18 protein-coding genes are annotated in these 17,884 nt (G+C 34.0%); 9 read left to right on the top strand and 9 right to left on the bottom strand.

All coding sequences use genetic code 11. From position 1 onward, the window contains the following. Window positions 1–12 precede the first annotated feature (12 nt). The 3 genes from NWE55_RS10185 to NWE55_RS10195 all read right to left on the bottom strand — a co-directional run bounded on the left by NWE55_RS10185 (window position 13) and on the right by NWE55_RS10195 (window position 4,371). On the bottom strand, window positions 13–2,502 hold the full coding sequence (locus NWE55_RS10185; RefSeq protein ID WP_160339063.1) for a DUF5686 and carboxypeptidase-like regulatory domain-containing protein: 2,490 nt from the start codon (window positions 2,500–2,502) through the stop codon (window positions 13–15). Between the two features lie 74 nt (window positions 2,503–2,576). Beyond that, the gene (locus NWE55_RS10190; protein WP_155091130.1) at window positions 2,577–3,554 is read right to left on the bottom strand and encodes a pyruvate dehydrogenase complex E1 component subunit beta; all 978 of its coding nucleotides are present in this window, start codon (window positions 3,552–3,554) and stop codon (window positions 2,577–2,579) included. Between the two features lie 265 nt (window positions 3,555–3,819). Next, window positions 3,820–4,371 (bottom strand): GNAT family N-acetyltransferase, encoded by a 552-nt coding sequence (locus NWE55_RS10195; protein ID WP_155091129.1) that lies wholly within the window; start codon window positions 4,369–4,371, stop codon window positions 3,820–3,822. A gap of 193 nt (window positions 4,372–4,564) precedes the next feature. On the opposite strand from NWE55_RS10195, the gene NWE55_RS10200 reads away from it, so the two are divergent. Next, window positions 4,565–5,380, top strand: coding sequence for a helix-turn-helix domain-containing protein (locus NWE55_RS10200; RefSeq protein WP_155091128.1), 816 nt, complete (start codon window positions 4,565–4,567; stop codon window positions 5,378–5,380). 90 nt (window positions 5,381–5,470) lie between these two features. On the opposite strand, the gene NWE55_RS10205 is transcribed toward NWE55_RS10200, so the two are convergent. Genes NWE55_RS10205 through NWE55_RS10215 form a run of 3 tightly spaced genes read right to left on the bottom strand, consistent with a single transcriptional unit; the run spans window position 5,471 to window position 8,175 of the window. Next, window positions 5,471–6,283 carry a hypothetical protein gene (locus tag NWE55_RS10205; protein ID WP_155091127.1) on the bottom strand — a complete coding sequence of 271 codons (813 nt, stop codon included), beginning with the start codon at window positions 6,281–6,283 and terminating at the stop codon, window positions 5,471–5,473. 28 nt (window positions 6,284–6,311) lie between these two features. After that, the gene (locus NWE55_RS10210; RefSeq protein ID WP_155091126.1) at window positions 6,312–7,109 is read right to left on the bottom strand and encodes a hypothetical protein; all 798 of its coding nucleotides are present in this window, start codon (window positions 7,107–7,109) and stop codon (window positions 6,312–6,314) included. Between the two features lie 52 nt (window positions 7,110–7,161). Then, window positions 7,162–8,175 carry a hypothetical protein gene (locus NWE55_RS10215; RefSeq protein ID WP_155091125.1) on the bottom strand — a complete coding sequence of 338 codons (1,014 nt, stop codon included), beginning with the start codon at window positions 8,173–8,175 and terminating at the stop codon, window positions 7,162–7,164. A 1,674-nt stretch (window positions 8,176–9,849) separates the two neighbouring features. Here NWE55_RS10215 and NWE55_RS10220 point away from each other — a divergent pair. From NWE55_RS10220 to NWE55_RS10255, 8 genes are all read left to right on the top strand, one after another. After that, window positions 9,850–10,596, top strand: a complete 747-nt coding sequence (locus tag NWE55_RS10220) for an electron transfer flavoprotein subunit beta/FixA family protein (protein WP_155091124.1) — start codon at window positions 9,850–9,852, stop codon at window positions 10,594–10,596. 36 nt (window positions 10,597–10,632) lie between these two features. Next, window positions 10,633–11,601, top strand: coding sequence for an electron transfer flavoprotein subunit alpha/FixB family protein (locus tag NWE55_RS10225; RefSeq protein ID WP_155091123.1), 969 nt, complete (start codon window positions 10,633–10,635; stop codon window positions 11,599–11,601). A 90-nt stretch (window positions 11,602–11,691) separates the two neighbouring features. Beyond that, window positions 11,692–12,306 (top strand): bifunctional nuclease family protein, encoded by a 615-nt coding sequence (locus NWE55_RS10230; protein ID WP_155091122.1) that lies wholly within the window; start codon window positions 11,692–11,694, stop codon window positions 12,304–12,306. A 30-nt stretch (window positions 12,307–12,336) separates the two neighbouring features. After that, window positions 12,337–13,161, top strand: a complete 825-nt coding sequence (locus NWE55_RS10235) for a thymidylate synthase (RefSeq protein WP_155091121.1) — start codon at window positions 12,337–12,339, stop codon at window positions 13,159–13,161. A 19-nt stretch (window positions 13,162–13,180) separates the two neighbouring features. Continuing rightward, a complete protein-coding gene (locus NWE55_RS10240; protein WP_160339541.1) occupies window positions 13,181–13,588 on the top strand; it encodes a 2TM domain-containing protein in 408 nt (135 codons plus the stop codon). A gap of 11 nt (window positions 13,589–13,599) precedes the next feature. Then, a complete protein-coding gene (locus NWE55_RS10245) occupies window positions 13,600–14,088 on the top strand; it encodes a dihydrofolate reductase (RefSeq protein WP_155091119.1) in 489 nt (162 codons plus the stop codon). 3 nt (window positions 14,089–14,091) lie between these two features. After that, window positions 14,092–14,889, top strand: coding sequence for a hypothetical protein (locus tag NWE55_RS10250; protein WP_155091118.1), 798 nt, complete (start codon window positions 14,092–14,094; stop codon window positions 14,887–14,889). Then, window positions 14,889–15,509: a deoxynucleoside kinase gene (locus tag NWE55_RS10255; RefSeq protein WP_155091117.1), complete on the top strand. Its 621-nt coding sequence runs from the start codon at window positions 14,889–14,891 to the stop codon at window positions 15,507–15,509. The genes NWE55_RS10250 and NWE55_RS10255 overlap by 1 nt, the downstream gene beginning before the upstream one ends. Window positions 15,510–15,583: 74 nt before the next feature. On the opposite strand, the gene gldA is transcribed toward NWE55_RS10255, so the two are convergent. The 3 genes from gldA to NWE55_RS10270 are packed head-to-tail and all read right to left on the bottom strand — an operon-like array spanning window position 15,584 to window position 17,749. Then, window positions 15,584–16,480, bottom strand: a complete 897-nt coding sequence (gene gldA / locus NWE55_RS10260; RefSeq protein ID WP_155091116.1) for a gliding motility-associated ABC transporter ATP-binding subunit GldA — start codon at window positions 16,478–16,480, stop codon at window positions 15,584–15,586. 33 nt (window positions 16,481–16,513) lie between these two features. After that, on the bottom strand, window positions 16,514–16,903 hold the full coding sequence (locus NWE55_RS10265) for a DUF1634 domain-containing protein (RefSeq protein WP_155091115.1): 390 nt from the start codon (window positions 16,901–16,903) through the stop codon (window positions 16,514–16,516). A 3-nt stretch (window positions 16,904–16,906) separates the two neighbouring features. Further along, window positions 16,907–17,749 carry a sulfite exporter TauE/SafE family protein gene (locus NWE55_RS10270; RefSeq protein WP_155091114.1) on the bottom strand — a complete coding sequence of 281 codons (843 nt, stop codon included), beginning with the start codon at window positions 17,747–17,749 and terminating at the stop codon, window positions 16,907–16,909. Window positions 17,750–17,884 lie beyond the last annotated feature (135 nt).

The following is a 17,884-nucleotide window of genomic DNA, read 5'->3' on the forward strand; positions in this document are numbered from 1 at the left end:
TTAAGATAATTATTAGAAATAAATTGCGAATGAACCTCTTACAGCAAATTTACGTGAGTCAGGCATATCTAAATAGTTTCCTCTCCAGCTAAAGTCAAGTCTGAATATTTTGAAAATGTTACCGATAGCAAAATAATATTCATAATATATGTCTTCTGGTGCTTTGTATTGAATACTTGAAGCATTTAAGTCGATATTTCCTTGAGATATTTTTCCATACATCCCTCTAACTCCAACTATTTCACGAAGGTTAAAATCTCTCAACCAAGGAATACGCGAGAATAATCTTCCCCCAAAATTGTGCTCTAAGTGTAGTGATGCATATTCATCAGTTACAAACTCATAGTAATTTAGGTTGGCAAACGTATTTTGAATATTAAACCACGATTGGTTTCCAGGTACAACATTTAAAAGCCCCAAAGGTACTTCTCCAAATGTTTTACCTACTTCCAATATAGGTGTTAATGTACCAAAACCACCTAATAGTAAAGGCTTACTTACATACAATTGAAGTTTCTCATATTTAAAATCACTATCTAAGACCCCTTTAAGCCCTTGAGTATAGCGCAAGTATAATCTTAAGTATTTATTGTCTATATCAGTTCTGTCAACTCCATAGCCTACTGTTTTTCTACCAGGGGTATATTCAATCGATGCCATTATTTCAGATTGCTTGGTTTCATCTGCTATAATGTTGTTTTCTTTATCGACATAGTAATCTAAGTTAAACTGATCTGATGCTGCTCTTAGTGTTTTGAAACTAAAGGTCGTTTCGAATTTTAAATTCTTAACAGGCTCAATTTCTAACCCTAAAGTAGATAAATTGATTTTGGTAAGTTTCGTATTATCTCCACTTGCAAATAGAGAGCTGGATGCAAAACTTCGGCCCAAGACATCTTTAGATTCGGTTAAACTAACACCTATTTGTTCGATATCTCGTCTATTTCCTCCATATAGAATCAATCGGGTATCGTTGTCAAGTAGCACACGTCCACTAACACCATATTTGAATTGATTGTCTTTGAAGCCATAAGCACCATAACCTTCTAATCGCCATTTATCGTTTGGACCATAATAGGTACGCCCTCCAGTTCTAAGTCTTAACCCTTCTATATCATTGTATCCAAAGGTTGAAAAGATGGGACCATAATCAAATTTGTACTTGTCAATATGGTAGTAGTTTCCGATAATGGTAGAAGTCAAGTCAAATAGCATTCTGAATTTTGGTACAGTTTTTAAAGTATCTAACATTTTGTAGACACCAAGCTCATCTTTACTCAAAGGTTCAAAACGATAGGATTTCCAAAACTCATCATCTCTTTTATACATCGACTCATCGAAGTAGTTTACTTTTTCTGCATAGAACTCATCAGGATGTTTTATATCAAACTTGTGGTTTTTGTAGATTGAGGTTCTCTTTCCATAAACACCTTTGGAACTCTCTTTTTTTGAAAGTGCAAAGTCGGACATAAAGTGATCTCTTGTCAATAAGAATACCGAGTCATTTACCACTTCAAACTCTTGTTCTATGTAAATATCTTTTACCCAGTTAATGTTGGCATCTTTACTGGCTTCCATTGCTATTTTCTTAATAGCAAAAGTGGAGTCATTCACCCAAAAATCCCCCTTAAAGGTTAATTCTCCTTTTCTACGAGGATAGTAAACAATATTATAACACCATTTGTCTTCTATAAAGGCACTATCAGCTAAAACATAGTTATATACATTAATCCCTGTTCTCGATAGTGGGCTAACGAAATCTTTGTCAAATATTTTGATGTAATTGTTATAGATATTGTATTCTGCGTAAAGGTCTTTTACGAAGGCAATGATGTGTTGATTTGTGTCAAATCCAGAGTTTTTATTACCCAGCGACTTTTCTCTTTTTCTGTTGTTGTCATTATCACCATAGACTTGAGCAATGTTCTCATTGATGAAAATCGGTAAATAGGTTTTTCCAGTTACCTTAGAAGTATCCATTTGCTTAAAAATAAACTCCATACCGCGGAATAACTTTTTATTTTGATAAGCACTGTCTATACTATTTAAGTCAAACTCTATTTTTTCGTATTTGTCATATTCATAACGGGCGAACATATTCAGACCATTTTTTCGTTTTCGCTCCCAAATTTTTCTGAGAATATCGATCGCTGGATTGTTCTTCTTTGATGTTTTACCTACGAATATTTTTACTTCTCCCAATAAGTTATCGAGTTCAAGTACCACATTCATATTGAGATTAGTTCGTTCTGTCAAAGGAATCTCAAGTGTTTTATATCCAACAAATGAAATGACTAACGTAGTGTATGATTTTGCAGATTCAAGGTAAAATTTACCGTATTCGTTTGCGACTACTCCTTCAGTAGAGTTTTTGAAGTAAACGCTGGCATATGGGACTTCTTGATTATTACTATCAATGATTTTTCCACTTACCTTGGTTTGTCCCCAAGTAATTAAAGGAAATAGTATAAATAGTAACAGAAACTGGATTTTATTTTTCATAACTACAATATATATAAAAAAAACACTCCATCTTAACTAATGTTAAGATGGAGTATTCAAATATACTTTATTTTTTACTTATAAAGAACTTTTTTCACTGCATTTACAACGTCGTTAGCGTTTGGTAACCACTCTTCCAACAATACTGGTGAGTATGGTGCAGGAGTGTCAGCAGTAGTAATTCTTTGTATAGGAGCATCTAAATGATCAAATGCTTGTTCTTGTACTAAATAAGTGATTTCTGAAGAAATACTTCCAAATGGCCAAGCTTCTTCTAAGATTACTAAGCGATTTGTTTTCTTTACAGAGTTTAATATAGCTTCTTGATCTAAAGGACGAACTGTACGTAAATCAATGATTTCACAAGATATACCTTCTTTTTCTAATTCATCAGCAGCTTTGTATGCTTCTTTAATGATTTTTCCAAATGAAACTATAGTAACATCTTTACCTTCTCTTTTAATCTCTGCAACTCCTAATGGAATAGTGTATTCTCCTTCTGGAACTTCTCCTTTATCTCCATACATTTGCTCAGACTCCATAAAGATTACAGGATCGTTATCGCGAATAGCAGATTTTAGTAAACCTTTTGCATCGTATGGGTTAGATGGAACTACTACTTTTAATCCAGGTACGTTTGCATACCAGTTTTCAAAAGCTTGTGAGTGTGTAGCACCTAATTGACCTGCAGAAGCAGTCGGTCCACGGAATACAATTGGAATGTTGAATTGACCTCCTGACATTTGACGCATCTTAGCCGCGTTGTTTATGATTTGGTCGATTCCTACTAAAGAGAAGTTGAATGTCATAAACTCAACAATTGGACGGTTTCCGTTCATGGCAGAACCTACAGCAATACCAGCAAAACCTAATTCTGCAATCGGAGCATCAATTACACGTTTAGGACCGAATTCGTCCAACATACCTTTAGAAGCTTTATAAGCACCATTATATTCTGCTACTTCTTCACCTATTAAATATATTGATTCGTCGCGACGCATTTCTTCGCTCATGGCTTCACATACCGCCTCTCTAAATTGAATCGTTCTCATAATTTTACTATTTTCCGTAATTAATTTACTGAAAGCAAAAGTATAAAAAAATATCTTTATCTATCGTATCTAATCTATTGTTTTGTATATTTTAAGACTTATTCATTTCTTTTAGAAGGTATTGTTTTATTATTTTCACTATCTATCTGTTTTTTATTCATTTTGACTACTTATTTCCCTGCCTTAAGTATTATTTTTCGATAATGGTTTTCAGTATGTTTTTGAATGGATAGTGTCGCTTTTAATTTGGTTCTGCGGTATTCTTTTACATTTGAGATTCCATTTGTAACCATTCCTCGTATTTTAACCTTGTCACTACTTCGATTCGATCATCTTTGAAGTATTTGTCATATCTATTGGGTGATTTATAAGCAAATGTAAACCCACATTTGGCTTGGGCGCGAAGTGATTTAATGTTTCCCTCATAGAATCCACACCACAAGTCAGTCATCTTTAAGCTTGTAAAAGCGTGTCTAATCAGTGCTTTTAACGCCTCTGGAATATATCCTTTTCCCCAATGTGGAACACCCACCCAATAAGCTACTTCTGCTTCGTGATTGGAGATGTCAAAGTTGCTATTCTCGCCAATTAGCAATCCAATACAGCCAATGGCTTCATTTGTTTCTTTTAATGCAACCGCGTAGATTTCAGGATACGCAAACTCCTTTTTGATTATTTCTCTACTTTCGTCTACACTTTTGTGTGCTGGCCAACCTGCTGGTGGGCCTACATTTTCGTCTTGAGCATATAGGTATAAGCTCTCAGCATCTGACTCTAACCACGGACGTAGTATCAGTCTTTCTGTTTCTATTTTCATTTTAATCTGTTTTGTACTTCTTAACTTTTACGTTCGAAGTTGTTATAAATTATCTGAGGCAAATGTAGGAGGAGGTGTTCATTTCTTGTATAGGTTTATTTGAGAAGAAAATGTAATTTTGAAAACTATATTGCTTATTCAGAGTGTTTTTTTATTATAATTGTGTGATAATAGAAAGTTTTTTAAAAGATTTATGCAAACTATTAAGTGTTCGTACGGTGTAGAGGTTGGCCAGCTGACAAGTGACGATTTGTCTAATTATCCCTTGGTGTTACCTTATTTGGCAGTCTTCTATGTGGAAAAGGGTGAGGTAGATTTCAATATTGATTTTAAAAATTTTTCTCTTTATGAAGGGGGTGTTGTGGTGGGGGGAGAAGATAATATTGTTTCTCTTTCCAATCCCAGTGACGATGTGGTCATAGCGTATTATTTTGTAGAAAGAGATTTTGCTTCAAATATAGCCTATGTTTTGCCTAATGAGCTGTTTGGTTACTTACACTACAATCCTGTTATGTATTTGGACAGTGAAAAGAAACGCGCTTTTGCCATTTGGAGAGATTTGTTTTTGTATTGTATTCAATTGCCTAATCTCAAAGCAGAGAAAATTATCTGCAATCAATTTCAAAGTTTATTCTTAATTATGACTGAATGGGTATGTTTTAATGAATTTGTCATTGAGAAAAATTACAGCTGTCAAGAAGAACTCTGTTGGAAATTTTGGGATTTGATTACACAATATTCTAAGGAGTATAGGGAGGTGTCTTTCTATGCTGATAAATTATCTATTACACCCTATTATCTCTCTCAAATATCAAAGGAGTTTCTCCACTATAGCCCCAAAGAGCTTATAAATCGTCAAGTTGTTTTAAATATCAAGCATTATTTAGCGAATACAGATTTGAGTGTTAGTCAAATCGCTGATGAAATGAATTTTGTAGATCCATCTTATTTAGGGAGGTTTTTTAAAAGGGAGACTAATTTGAACCCTTTAGAGTTTAGAAAGAAGTAGATTAACGAATGTGACTTTAGCTAAAAAAAAGAAGCTTCTCTTGAGAGTTATCTCTCAAGTAGAAGCTGTCTTCGTAATTTGCATTAATATTTAATAATCCCACAAATCTAAATCAATTCGACTTTGACCTTCGTACTCTAATGAGAAAGGTTCACCTTGCAGCGATTGACACTTGGTTACTACCTTGCCAGAGATCATGTTCTTTTCATTTGGATCTCCTAAGTTTAGGTTTATTTCTACATCTTGTCTTGTGTACCCGTATATTTCAAATGTTTCTAAATGGTGTACGCGCAATGAGGTCTGTAGAATATTATCTTTTTTAGGTAATTCGAAAGAGTATTTATCTCCTTGGATAAGGTGTGCTGGAGTGAAGAAAATAGAAAGAGCAGCTATTTTTTCATCGTTGTTAATGGATGAAAGTATCCACCCTGCCATTTGTTTTGTGCTGGTCTTGTCCTGATACATACCTTGCAAGGAAAGATGACTTTCTTGTATTTCGTAAGTCTTACCTTTGAATATAAAAGTTCCTTTGCCTTGTGTTTTATCATCAGGAAGGGAAAGCACTTCGACTCTTACTTCGTTACTGTTTTTATAGCCTTCTTTTTTAGCTATAAATTTATATTGTCCTGCTTCTGTCGGAGTCCACTTATTGTTTTTAAGAACGGTTCCCTCAGCTGTTAGCACCTCCGCTTCAATATCCTGACCTTCACTATTTATAGTTTTAAAGTATATTTCTTCGCCTATGTATATCGTATCGAAGTTTACTGAAAGCTTAAGCTCCTTTAACGGTGGATTGACTACTGGGGCCGCTGTTGTATCACTGTCATCACTACTGCAAGAGAATAGGACAGTTGCCAATGCGAATCCACTTAATAGAGCAATGGTTTTTTGTAAATATTTCATAATATTAGTTCTATAAAGGTGTTTACTTTTATGAATCAGTCCAATTTTGCAAGTGTAAGTGATGTAACCCTCTGTATTCTAATGAAAAATCTTCTTGATTGACATTTGTACAAGTCGTTTTGATGTATCCTGAAGCAATTTCTTCGTATTTTGTTTGCTCTAATTTTGCTTTTATAGTGACATTCGTTCGAGTGTAATATATCTCTGAGGCATCTTGGAATATAGATAGCATTGTAGAGGTTATATTAGTTTCGTTTGGCAATTGGTACATTTCTTTACCTTCAGCTGTTGTGATAATGGGGGTGAAACATATTGAAAGTACAGATAATCCACTTTCGTTGTTTACCGAATCTATAATCCATCCTGCCTCAAAAGAGTTATCGTCAGATTTGAATTTCCCTTCAAAAGAAAGTGTACTCTTGTCTATGGTATAGGTTTTACCTTTGTAGGTAAAGGTTCCTTCTCCTTTTACTTCTGGTTCTTTTTCTTCTTCCTTCTCTTTTTCTTTCACTGTAATGGAGATTCTCTCACTGGTTTGAAAACCTTTTTTACTTGCAGTGAAGTAAAATATTCCGGCTTTTACAGCTGTCCATTTGTTATTGGCAATTTGTTCCCCATCGGCAAGTGTTATGATTGCGTCATTTACGGGTTTGCCATCTGCGAAAATGCTAAAGGTAATGTCTTGATCAACAGTTATCTCATTTGAAGATGCCGTTAAATGTAACTTTGGCTCTTTCTTATCTGTGTCTTTGTTATCGTCGCTACTACATGATGTAGCTAAGAAACACAAGATACTCAAGCTTGCTATATATTTTAAAATTTTCATAGATGTTTCATTTAAGTAAGTAGTTATTTACTTATTAATCATTTTTTGTTTTTTATTCGTGTACTGTTCTTTCGTAGTTGTGTGTTCCTTTGTAATTTAATTCAAATGGTTCACCACCTAAGTCTTCTATTGCTATTTTTATATTACCAGGAACTATATTGTTTACATTGATAGCGCCAAACTGTGCTTCAACTTCGATACCCATTACGGCAAGATCTATCACAGACTGCGTAGTTTCATCTATTACTGTAAGCATTAGTCTTGATATATTTTTAGTTGTTGGCATTTCAAATGTGTAGTTTCCATCTTTGCCCTCAGCTGCAGGTGTAGCAAAGAAAGTGTAAACACTAATGTTCTTTTCAAGGTCTTTCGATTGTAATATCCATGTTGCAGTAGGGTTGCTACTCGAAGATATTCCCTGTAGTATTAACTTGCTACTGTTAATTGTATAGGTTGCACCTATATAAGTGAAGCTGCCTTCTCCTTTTGCTTCCGCATCTACTTTTTCTGTAACAATTATCTCTAAAGGAGTACTATCGATAAATCCTTCTTTGCTTGCAATAACTTGAAAAGTTCCTTCTTCAGTTGGAATCCACTTATTGCTGTTTATTTTTTCTTTGTTTAAGATTTCTAAAGTAAAATCAGATATTCCTTCTTCTTCAGCTGTTACTGTGAATAAAACTTCTTCCCCATTTTCAACAGTTGTTTTATTCGCTGTAAGTATGAGTTGTGTCTTTTCTTTTGTGACAACAATAGAAATTTCATTGCTGTTCTCAAATCCTTGTTTTTGGGCTACAAATGTAAAAGTACCAGCAGCTTCGGGCTTCCATTCCCCTGAAGTAAGCGTTTCTCCGTCTTTTTGTTTAACAAGGGCGTCAGTGATAATTTGATCGTTAAGTTTGACAGTGAATTTAACGGTTGTACCAATAGTGGTAGTTTCGTGATCAGCAGTTAAAGTCAACTTCTGTTTGTCTGCAGGAATAGTTGTTTCATTGTCATCACTTGAACAGGATAGAAACAAAAAAATCACAGCAAATAAGCTTGATAGGGTAAATAAATTTTTCATAATGTTTAATGTTGGTTGGTTTATATTATTTTTTTAAGCTTATGGTTTTCTATACTTGTACTTAGTGAATAATAAGGAAGTAGTATTCAATAAGACCAATGTGTTATTTATTGCGATGAAATGAATATGGCGTTTAGAAAGCTTTCTTTTTTAGTTGATAATTTGATATATAATGAACTAATATAATTATTAAAAATTGAATAAATAACTATAATTTATTGTTTATTTTTATAAAATATACTTTTTAAATATAAAATTATTCTTTTTTACACTTTGCAAATAATAAATGTGTAATTAAGTGTTTAGTCGCTTACTTTAAGCTTTGTTTGGATAGTATTGCCTTGAAAATATTTTGTTTTTATATGTATTTGCAAGCATTAGTTTGATTTACCTATGTTTGTCACTTCACTTCGATTAACACAAGTTCGATTTTAGAAAAGGCGGATGCTTATAGCCTTTTAGATATTAGTTTATATCTGTTTGTCTACTCAAAAAAAAAGGTTCTATTTTATCTATTAGCGAAATCAGCAAAATAGATGATTCAGTTGACGAATCTTAAAAAGCAGATTAGCATATTGTAAAAGAGGGGTAAGCTTGCACTTTCTTGGAGATTAGTAGCACTTTTCTCGGAGTTTTCTTGGCCAGAGAGGGGTTTTCTCGAAGAAAGGTGCAAGAAACCCCCAAGCAATGTCCTTGCATATCGGTACAAAGCTGTTGGTAAATTGTCAATAAATATGGGTAATATAATAAACGGCTGGGTTAAATCGAATTCACGTTGGATGGTGTACTTTATCAAAAGGAATTAGAAGCAATAGGCATCGTTGTATGCTTTGTTTTGCGAGTTTTGTTTTTGAATTTATCAGAAAGTGATGTTTTCTTTTCATCCTTTTCCAAAGGAGGCGATTTTATTTTACATAGTTCAAGTGACAATTGTGTTTGGTAGTGAGTTTGCTGCTGTGAGGTCACCCTTTTTTTGCATAATAGAATTAGGTTTTGTAATCGATTATTTTGATAGATCGATTTATTTCGCTGCAATCTATTTTCAACAGAAATTTTGTCAGTGTGACTCTTTGTTATTATGCTAATCATTGAGAGTATTGGAGTGCTTTTCATTTTTATTTTCCTAAATGCAAATAACTTGTACGCTTTGTAAAATCGGTATTTCAAGTAATCTGCTGGGAGGTTTGTTCGGATATTGTTCGGATATGCTTGGGAAAACAAGGCCTTTGCCGAAGATTATCCGAACAATATCCGAAGCAAGTATATCCAAATAGACAAAGAAAGTGAATAGGTGTCAAGGAATATTTTGTCAATAGTGGTGATTGTATAAGGTTGTCGTATGATGAACTCGTACTTCAAATGTATAATTTTTGAGAGATGTGGAGTATAGATCCTTTGAGAGCTACTGTTTCAGTGATAAATGACACAATTTTACTATTTAAGATGTTAAAAAAAATATCTTATTATTAATAGTAACCGTATTGTAATTGCGAAGTAAATAAGAAAATGGATTAAAATAATCTATATTGTTTGGATTAAATCTAAAGAAGAGGTGTTTTGTCTAAATACTAAAAGTATTCGGTCTACAAAATATTATGCGTGCATAGTAAAATAATCAAAATAAATTATTATTTTCGTCAATACGAGAATTGTGAAACTAAAAAACTATATAAGATGAAAATATTAGTTTGCATCAGCCATGTGCCTGATACTACTTCTAAAATTAACTTTTCGAATGGTGATACTGAGTTTGATACAAATGGAGTTCAGTTTGTTATCAACCCAAACGATGAATATGCTTTAACACGTGCTATTTGGTTTAAAGAGAAACAAGGTGCAACAGTTACTGTTGTTAACGTTGGAGGCGCTGATACAGAGCCAACTTTAAGAAAAGCTTTAGCTATTGGAGCAGACGAAGCAATTCGTGTGAATGCTAATCCAACAGATGGGATGTTTGTTGCAAAACAGCTTGCTGAGGTAGTAAAAAATGGAGGATACGATTTGGTATTGGCAGGGAAAGAATCATTAGATTACAATGGAGGAATGGTTCCTGGAATGTTAGCTACATTTTTGGGATACGACTTCATCAATTCATGTGAAGGATTAGAAATAGAGGGAACTTCAGTAAAAGGTATTCGCCAGATTGACGGAGGTAAAGAAACTATTTCGGGGAAATTGCCAATTGTGATTGGTGGACAAAAAGGATTAGTAGAGGAAAAGGATTTGCGTATTCCAAATATGCGTGGAATTATGTCTGCACGTACAAAAGCGCTTACAGTGTTAGATCCAGTAGGGGCAGAGGCTGCAAGTAAAGCGGTGAAATTTGAAAAACCTGCTGCTAAATCAGCTTGTAAAATGATTTCTCCTGATAACTTAGATGAGCTAATCAATTTACTTCACAACGAAGCTAAAGTAATCTAATCTATTAATTTATTGTAAACCTTAAAAAAGAAGAGTATGTCAGTTTTAATATATGCTGAATCAGCAGAAGGAAAATTTAAGAAAGTAGCATTAGAATTAGCTTCTTATGCTAAGAAAGTAGCAGATTCTTTAGGAACAACTGTTACAGCAGTAACTGTAAATGCATCAGATGTAAGTGAGCTTGGCAAGTATGGTGTAGATAAAGTATTAAAAGTATCAAACGACAAGTTAAATACGTTTAATGCAAAGGCTTATGCAGATGTAATAAAGCAAGCTGCACAGAAAGAAGGAGCAAAAGTAGTTGTTTTATCTTCATCAACAGATAGCTTATATACAGCACCGATTGTAGCTGTAGGTTTAGAAGCAGGATTTGCGTCTAATGTTGTAGCTTTACCAGAGAGCACTTCTCCTTTTGTAGTAAAGAGAACTGCTTTTTCTAATAAAGCATTTAACCTAACAGAATTAACTACAGAGGTGAAAGTAATCGCAGTAGCTAAAAATTCATTCGGTTTAGTTGAAGCGACTGGAGCTGCAGCAGCAGAGGACTTCGCTGTAACATTAAACGAAGGTGACTTTGGTTTAAAAGTTGAGAATGTTGAAAAAGTTTCAGGACAAGTAACTATCGCAGATGCTGATATCGTTGTATCTGGAGGTCGTGGATTAAAAGGTCCAGAGAATTGGAAAATGTTAGAAGACTTAGCTGAGGTATTAGGAGCGGCGTTAGCATGTTCTAAACCTGTTTCTGATTTAGGATGGAGATCTCATGAGGAACACGTTGGGCAAACAGGTAAACCTGTAGCTTCAAACTTGTATATTGCAGTAGGTATTTCTGGAGCAATTCAACACATTGCAGGTGTTAATTCATCTAAAGTGAAGGTTGCTATTAATACTGATGCAGAAGCGCCATTCTTTAAAGTTGCAGATTATGGTATTGTTGGTGATGCTTTCCAAGTTGTACCGCAATTAGTTGAAAAATTAAAAGAATTCAAAGCTCAAAATTCGTAAGAAGTACAAAGCTTTCACAAAATATAAAAGCAACTAAGCAAAGAATTTATATCTTTGTTTTAGTTGCTTTTTTGTTTATAAACGAAAATTATGAGTTTGATAAAATTAATGGTGAAAGGAATATCATACAGCCATTCACAAAATGGTGCGTATGCCCTAATATTAGATGAAGTTGAAGGTCAAAGAAAGTTGCCAATTGTCATTGGTGCTTTTGAGGCTCAATCTATTGCGATTGCAATTGAGGAGGAGATAAAACCCCCACGTCCTTTAACTCACGATTTGTTTAAGACTTTTGCTGAGCGTTTCGAGATTCAATTGAAACAAGTAATTATTCATAAATTAGTAGATGGTGTTTTCTTTTCAACTATTATTTGTGAAAGACTTGGTGTTGAAGAAATGATGGATGCGCGTACTTCTGATGCGATTGCATTGGCTATTCGATTCGGTGCACCTATATTTACCTATAAAGATATAATGGAGCAAGCTGGTATAATACTCAGTGGAGAAGATGCTCAAGAAAATTCGCAAGAGGATGATGTAGATGATATCGTAGCTCAAGTTGAACAGATTATAGAGGAGGATACAAAGGTAGATGACTACAGTGGATTCAATGAGAAACAATTGAATATTTTACTGAATGAGGCTATTGAAAATGAGGATTATGAAAGAGCAGCTAAGTTGAGAGACGAATTAAATAAAAGATAAGAAACGATAAGATTTTAGGACCACACAACAATGAAACAATATTTAGATTTAGTAAAAGAAGTATTAGAAAAAGGGGTACAAAAAGGTGACCGCACGGGTACAGGAACCAAAAGTATTTTTGGTTATCAAATGCGTTTTGATTTATCTGAAGGCTTTCCTTTAGTAACAACCAAAAAAGTACATTTAAAATCGATAATACACGAGTTATTATGGTTTTTAAAAGGAGATACTAATATCAAATATTTGAAAGATAATGGCGTTCGCATTTGGGATGAATGGGCAGATGAGAATGGCGATTTAGGTCCAGTATATGGTTATCAATGGAGAAATTGGAATGGGGAAGGGATAGATCAAATTAAGGAAGTAATAGAAACTTTAAAGGGGAATCCTACAAGTAGAAGGATTATGGTTACAGCTTGGAACCCAAGTGTAATGCCAGATACTTCTGTTTCCTTTGCTGAAAATGTTGCCAATGGCAAAGCAGCTTTACCTCCTTGTCACTCTTTCTTTCAGTTCTACGTATCTGATGGTAAATTGTCATGTCAACTTTATCAACGTAGTGCCGATGTGTTTTTGGGTGTGCCATTTAACATCGCTTCTTATGCTCTTCTAACGATGATGGTAGCTCAGGTTTGCGATTTAGAATATGGAGACTTTGTACATACTTTTGGTGATGTACATATCTATAATAACCATATTGATCAGGTGAATTTGCAATTGTCAAGAGAGCCTAAAAAATTGCCTAAAATGTTAATCAATAGCGAAGTAAAGGATATCTTCGAGTTCAAGTTTGAAGACTTTAGTTTGGTTGACTATGATCCGCATCCAGCTATTAAAGGACAAGTATCAGTGTAATAGTAAAAAAGAGAATACTATGGATAAAGAAAATAACTATGAAATGTACGATTACGCACGTCATCGTATAAAACAGAAAAAGTATTTATTCTTTCATTTTGTACTGTTTGTATTAGGGAGCATTGCAATGTTTGTTATAAATGCTTTTGTTCAAGATACTACAGTCGCTCCAGTTTGGTGGCCTTATGCAATTGGATTATGGGCATTTGTGTTGTTTCTTCATTTTGTCAATGTGACAATTGTCAACCGATTTATGGGCAAGAAATGGCAAGATAAACAAATAGCTCGTTTAATTGAACAGCAAAAAAAGAAGATTAGTGAACTCAGAACAAAAGTAGAAAAGGACTTTCCGTTAGTGGATGTGAAGCGCGATCTGAATCAACAAGAAACAGTTTCAATCAACAAAGATACTGAGTCTATAAACTAATATACTGAGAGATGACTATTACATTAATAGCGGCAGCTGCTGAGAATAACGCTTTGGGTAAAGACAATAAGTTATTGTGGCATTTGCCAGATGATTTTAAGCATTTTAAAGCAAAAACTTCTCATCATACAATCATTATGGGAAGAAAGACGTTTGAGACATTTCCAAAGCCCCTTCCTAATCGAAAACACATTGTTATAACAAGGCAATTAGATTACGTTGTACCAGAAGGATGTGTGGTTGTTCACGCTTTGAGTGAGGCATTTGATTTAGTCAAAGATGAACAGGAAGTATTTGTGATAGGCGGTGGAGAAATATATAAACAGGCTTTGCCTTTTGCTCATAAGATTGAATTGACACGTGTTCACCACACTTTTGATGCAGATGCCTTTTTTCCTGAGTTTAATCAAGATTTATGGGTATTAGAAAAAGAAGAATATCACGAGAAGGATGAGAAGCACTTTTACGCTTTTACCATTCTTACTTATACAAAAAAATAAGAAATGCGTTTTGTAACTACTGTACTATTTTTATTGTTTTCTGTTTATAGTTTTGGACAAGATACGCTCCGACCAAAACTTAATCTATCTGAAGGCATAATAAAGAACTCTTCATTTCTGATTAGAGATGTTTTTGACTATAACTATACGCTATTAGAGAATACGCTATATAAAGCAAATAAATATCAATCAAGCCATTATAAAACAAGTAAGTTTGGAGATATTTCTAATGTGGACTTAACAATCCCGAATTCTCCTATCTTGTTTTTTAAAGAGGAACAAAGTATCATTGTTTTGAATCGACTATTAGCCCAGCTTGATATCATAGATTTCAATGTAAAATTTCCAAGCATGGATATAGCTTATATTGCGCATAGTGCTGGGAGAAAATTGTGGATGGTTGATTTGGCAAATGATGGATTTGTTCGCTTGTACAATATGAACTCTTATGAGCGTCATACGATTTACAATTTAGAAGAAACAAATTTTGTCAGTTATTATTCAACGTTGACAAACTTATATTGGTTGAATACATCCAATGAGATTAAGGGAATAGACGTAAAAGGACAAGTTACCTTGAACTATAAAAGCGAAGACCCTATTGATAAATGGCAGATGGTTGACAATAATAAAATTATTTATTCTTCTAATAATAAATTGTACTTCGTTGATATAGTGAAAAGTAAAAAGTATTTCATTGATTTGAAGGAAAAAAGCATTTTAGGCTTCTTTTATAACACTCAAAAATTGAGTATTTTTACAGACGAAAAATTAAACAATTACCTTTTAAAATTACCGTAATGCATATAGCTATTGCTGGAAATATTGGTGCGGGAAAAACTACATTGACTAACTTATTGGCTAAACACTATGGGTGGGAGCCACATTATGAGGACGTTGTAGATAACCCATACTTAGATGATTTCTACCATCAAATGGATCGTTGGTCTTTTAACCTACAAGTTTACTTTTTAAACAGTCGTTTTCGCCAAGTTTTACAAATTAGACAAAGTGGTAAGGCCATCATTCAGGATCGTACTATATATGAAGATGCGTATATATTTGCTCCAAACTTACACGCTATGGGGTTAATGTCAAATAGAGACTTTAACAACTATTCTTCGTTATTTGAATTAATGCAAGAACTTGTTGCAGCACCTGACTTATTAATTTATTTAAAAAGCTCTGTACCTAACTTAGTGGGACAAATACACAAGAGAGGGAGAGAGTATGAGAACTCAATCTCTATCGAGTACTTGAATAAATTGAATGATCGTTACGAAACTTGGATTAAAGGGTACGACAGAGGTAAACTCTTGATTGTAGATGTTGATAACTTGAACTTTGTGGATAATCCTGAAGATTTGGGAGATATTATCAATAGAATTGATGCAGAGATAAACGGATTATTTAAGAAATAAGAAAAAAAGCTAATTCAATTGAATTAGCTTCTCCGATATTGTAGAAAGTCAAGAATCATCATTCTTGACTTTTTTTATTGTGTAATTTCTCTAAAGAGATTTTCTAAGTTTTTGCTTTTTACTTGTAAAGACAACAGTTTTAAGCCTTGCTCTTGTGCAAAGTCAAATACAGTAGCTCTAAAATCTCCCTCTATTGGAAATACAAGTTCCCATTTGGTATCGTGGATGTGATTTGAACGAATTAAATTAGGGATTCGATTAATGAACTCTATCTCAATTTTATAGTCAAATTCTACTGCAATGATTTGTTCGTTTTGATTCTCTAACATTGATGAGAGCATTTGGTCTGCTACTATTTTACCTTGTTTAATGATAATAACGCGTTCACATATAGCTTCGACTTCTTGCATAATATGAGTTGACAAAAACACCGTTTTATTCTTTCCAATATTCTTAATTAAGTCTCTAATTTCAACTAATTGATTTGGGTCTAACCCAGTTGTTGGCTCGTCTAATATCAAAACAGCAGGATCGTGTAATAGAGCTGTCGCAAGTCCAACACGTTGTCTGTATCCCTTCGATAGTTGACCTATCTTCTTGTGTGCTTCAACAGTCAAACCAGTTAGAGTAATCACTTCTTCAATGCGTTGTTTTTCTACTTTGTATATTTCCGCATTGAACTTTAGATATTCGCGTACGTACATATCGAGATATAGGGGATTGTGCTCAGGTAAGTAGCCGATAGAACGCTGCACGTTTCGAGTTTGCGTCTCTACGTTGTAGTCGTTGACAAAGGCTTGACCTTGGTCACTGTGTACATAAGTAGTTAAGATTTTCATTAACGTTGATTTTCCCGCTCCATTCGGACCCAAAAAACCTACTATTTGACCTGTTGGTACTGAAAAATTAATATTGTCTAAGGCTTTTTGATCGCCGTAACTTTTACTTATATTTTGAACGATTAAAGACATTTTATAGCTGTTTATAAAGAATTGACTATTGATTTAATGCGAAAAACCTAAGGTTACACTCAGTACTATGATTCCAATCACTATCAGAGAAATAAATACATATAACCAGTCTTTTTCAAAAAAGAAAGACACTAATGAAAGTAACAAACGCAAAGCAGGTGTTATAAAAAGTAACAGTATCCCAAGAAAGATGATTGATTCACCATCTCCATGTCCCACTCCTGCAAATATGCGATTAATTACATTGAATATATTGTCGTCTTTTTCTATAAACGTACTAAAGTCTACTGTATTACCTGACTTGGTAAACATTACGATAATTCCCCCAATCACTGCTACTGTCAAGGCAAGTAATACACCATATCTCAAGACATTACCAATGATGCTTTGTAAGTCTGAGTCGTTGAATTTTGCTGTACTCATAGTTTATATATTACCCATTATACCATTATACATCATATTTATAGCTAATGCCAAAATTAAGAAAGCAAAGAATACTTTTAGTTTCTTAGGATTAGCTTTTACCAAAACTTTTGCTCCAACCATAGCGCCGATCAATACACCTATAATCACTGGCATACATATACTCGGTTCGATATAGCCTTTTTGGATATAGATAACAGAACTTGCAATAGCTGTCACTCCCATCATGAAGTTACTTGTAGTTGTTGAAACTTTAAAGGGTACTTTCATGATTGTATCCATTGCAATTACTTTAAAAGCTCCTGAACCAATTCCTAAAAGTCCGGACATCATACCTGCAATTCCCATCATACTGAATCCACCGACAATATTGGTCATTCCGTATTTTACTTTTTCTCCTGATGGAGTTGGATAACTGCTGTTTAATTTTAAGTTGCGGGCAAGAGCAGATGAATCTTCGGGTAATACTAAGTGATCCTCTTTTTTTCTAAGTGAATTAATAGATGAAAAAGTCAGTGTAAGTCCAAATACGATTGCTAAGATTGAGGTAGGAGCATTTGTCGAAATAATAGCGCCAATTACGGCTCCTGCTGTAGTGGCTATTTCTAAAAACATTCCCAATCGCATATTCGTTATACCTTCTTTTACATAAGCAGAGGCGGATCCGGATGAGGTTGCAATAACTGCTACTAAGGCTGTACCAATGGCATAATGCATATCCACCCCTAAGAAAACAGAAAGAAGAGGAATAATGATAATTCCTCCACCCAAACCTGAAAGTGACCCTATAAAACCTGCTGCAAAAGCTCCTAAGAACATAATTAGTGTAAAGGTTAATAATGTCATTTACTTTGATTTTTGATTGAGTAAGGCGTAAAAATACTTATTTATAAACAATTAATCTTTTAAAAATATAAATATTCTAATTCTTTAGCTTAAATTGTATCCCTTTTTGAGTATAAAATCGTAATTTTCCACTCA

It is taken from the genome of Myroides albus (assembly GCF_024722315.1).
GTDB classification, from domain to species: Bacteria; Bacteroidota; Bacteroidia; order Flavobacteriales; family Flavobacteriaceae; genus Flavobacterium; species Flavobacterium album_A.

Coding starts and splice junctions, on each gene's coding strand:
- NWE55_RS10185 (WP_160339063.1), bottom strand. CDS start 2,502: ATGAAAAATAAAATCCAGTTTCTGTTACTATTTATACTATTTCCTTTA.
- NWE55_RS10190 (WP_155091130.1), bottom strand. CDS start 3,554: ATGAGAACGATTCAATTTAGAGAGGCGGTATGTGAAGCCATGAGCGAA.
- NWE55_RS10195 (WP_155091129.1), bottom strand. CDS start 4,371: ATGAAAATAGAAACAGAAAGACTGATACTACGTCCGTGGTTAGAGTCA.
- NWE55_RS10200 (WP_155091128.1), top strand. CDS start 4,565: ATGCAAACTATTAAGTGTTCGTACGGTGTAGAGGTTGGCCAGCTGACA.
- NWE55_RS10205 (WP_155091127.1), bottom strand. CDS start 6,283: ATGAAATATTTACAAAAAACCATTGCTCTATTAAGTGGATTCGCATTG.
- NWE55_RS10210 (WP_155091126.1), bottom strand. CDS start 7,109: ATGAAAATTTTAAAATATATAGCAAGCTTGAGTATCTTGTGTTTCTTA.
- NWE55_RS10215 (WP_155091125.1), bottom strand. CDS start 8,175: ATGAAAAATTTATTTACCCTATCAAGCTTATTTGCTGTGATTTTTTTG.
- NWE55_RS10220 (WP_155091124.1), top strand. CDS start 9,850: ATGAAAATATTAGTTTGCATCAGCCATGTGCCTGATACTACTTCTAAA.
- NWE55_RS10225 (WP_155091123.1), top strand. CDS start 10,633: ATGTCAGTTTTAATATATGCTGAATCAGCAGAAGGAAAATTTAAGAAA.
- NWE55_RS10230 (WP_155091122.1), top strand. CDS start 11,692: ATGAGTTTGATAAAATTAATGGTGAAAGGAATATCATACAGCCATTCA.
- NWE55_RS10235 (WP_155091121.1), top strand. CDS start 12,337: ATGAAACAATATTTAGATTTAGTAAAAGAAGTATTAGAAAAAGGGGTA.
- NWE55_RS10240 (WP_160339541.1), top strand. CDS start 13,181: ATGGATAAAGAAAATAACTATGAAATGTACGATTACGCACGTCATCGT.
- NWE55_RS10245 (WP_155091119.1), top strand. CDS start 13,600: ATGACTATTACATTAATAGCGGCAGCTGCTGAGAATAACGCTTTGGGT.
- NWE55_RS10250 (WP_155091118.1), top strand. CDS start 14,092: ATGCGTTTTGTAACTACTGTACTATTTTTATTGTTTTCTGTTTATAGT.
- NWE55_RS10255 (WP_155091117.1), top strand. CDS start 14,889: ATGCATATAGCTATTGCTGGAAATATTGGTGCGGGAAAAACTACATTG.
- gldA (WP_155091116.1), bottom strand. CDS start 16,480: ATGTCTTTAATCGTTCAAAATATAAGTAAAAGTTACGGCGATCAAAAA.
- NWE55_RS10265 (WP_155091115.1), bottom strand. CDS start 16,903: ATGAGTACAGCAAAATTCAACGACTCAGACTTACAAAGCATCATTGGT.
- NWE55_RS10270 (WP_155091114.1), bottom strand. CDS start 17,749: ATGACATTATTAACCTTTACACTAATTATGTTCTTAGGAGCTTTTGCA.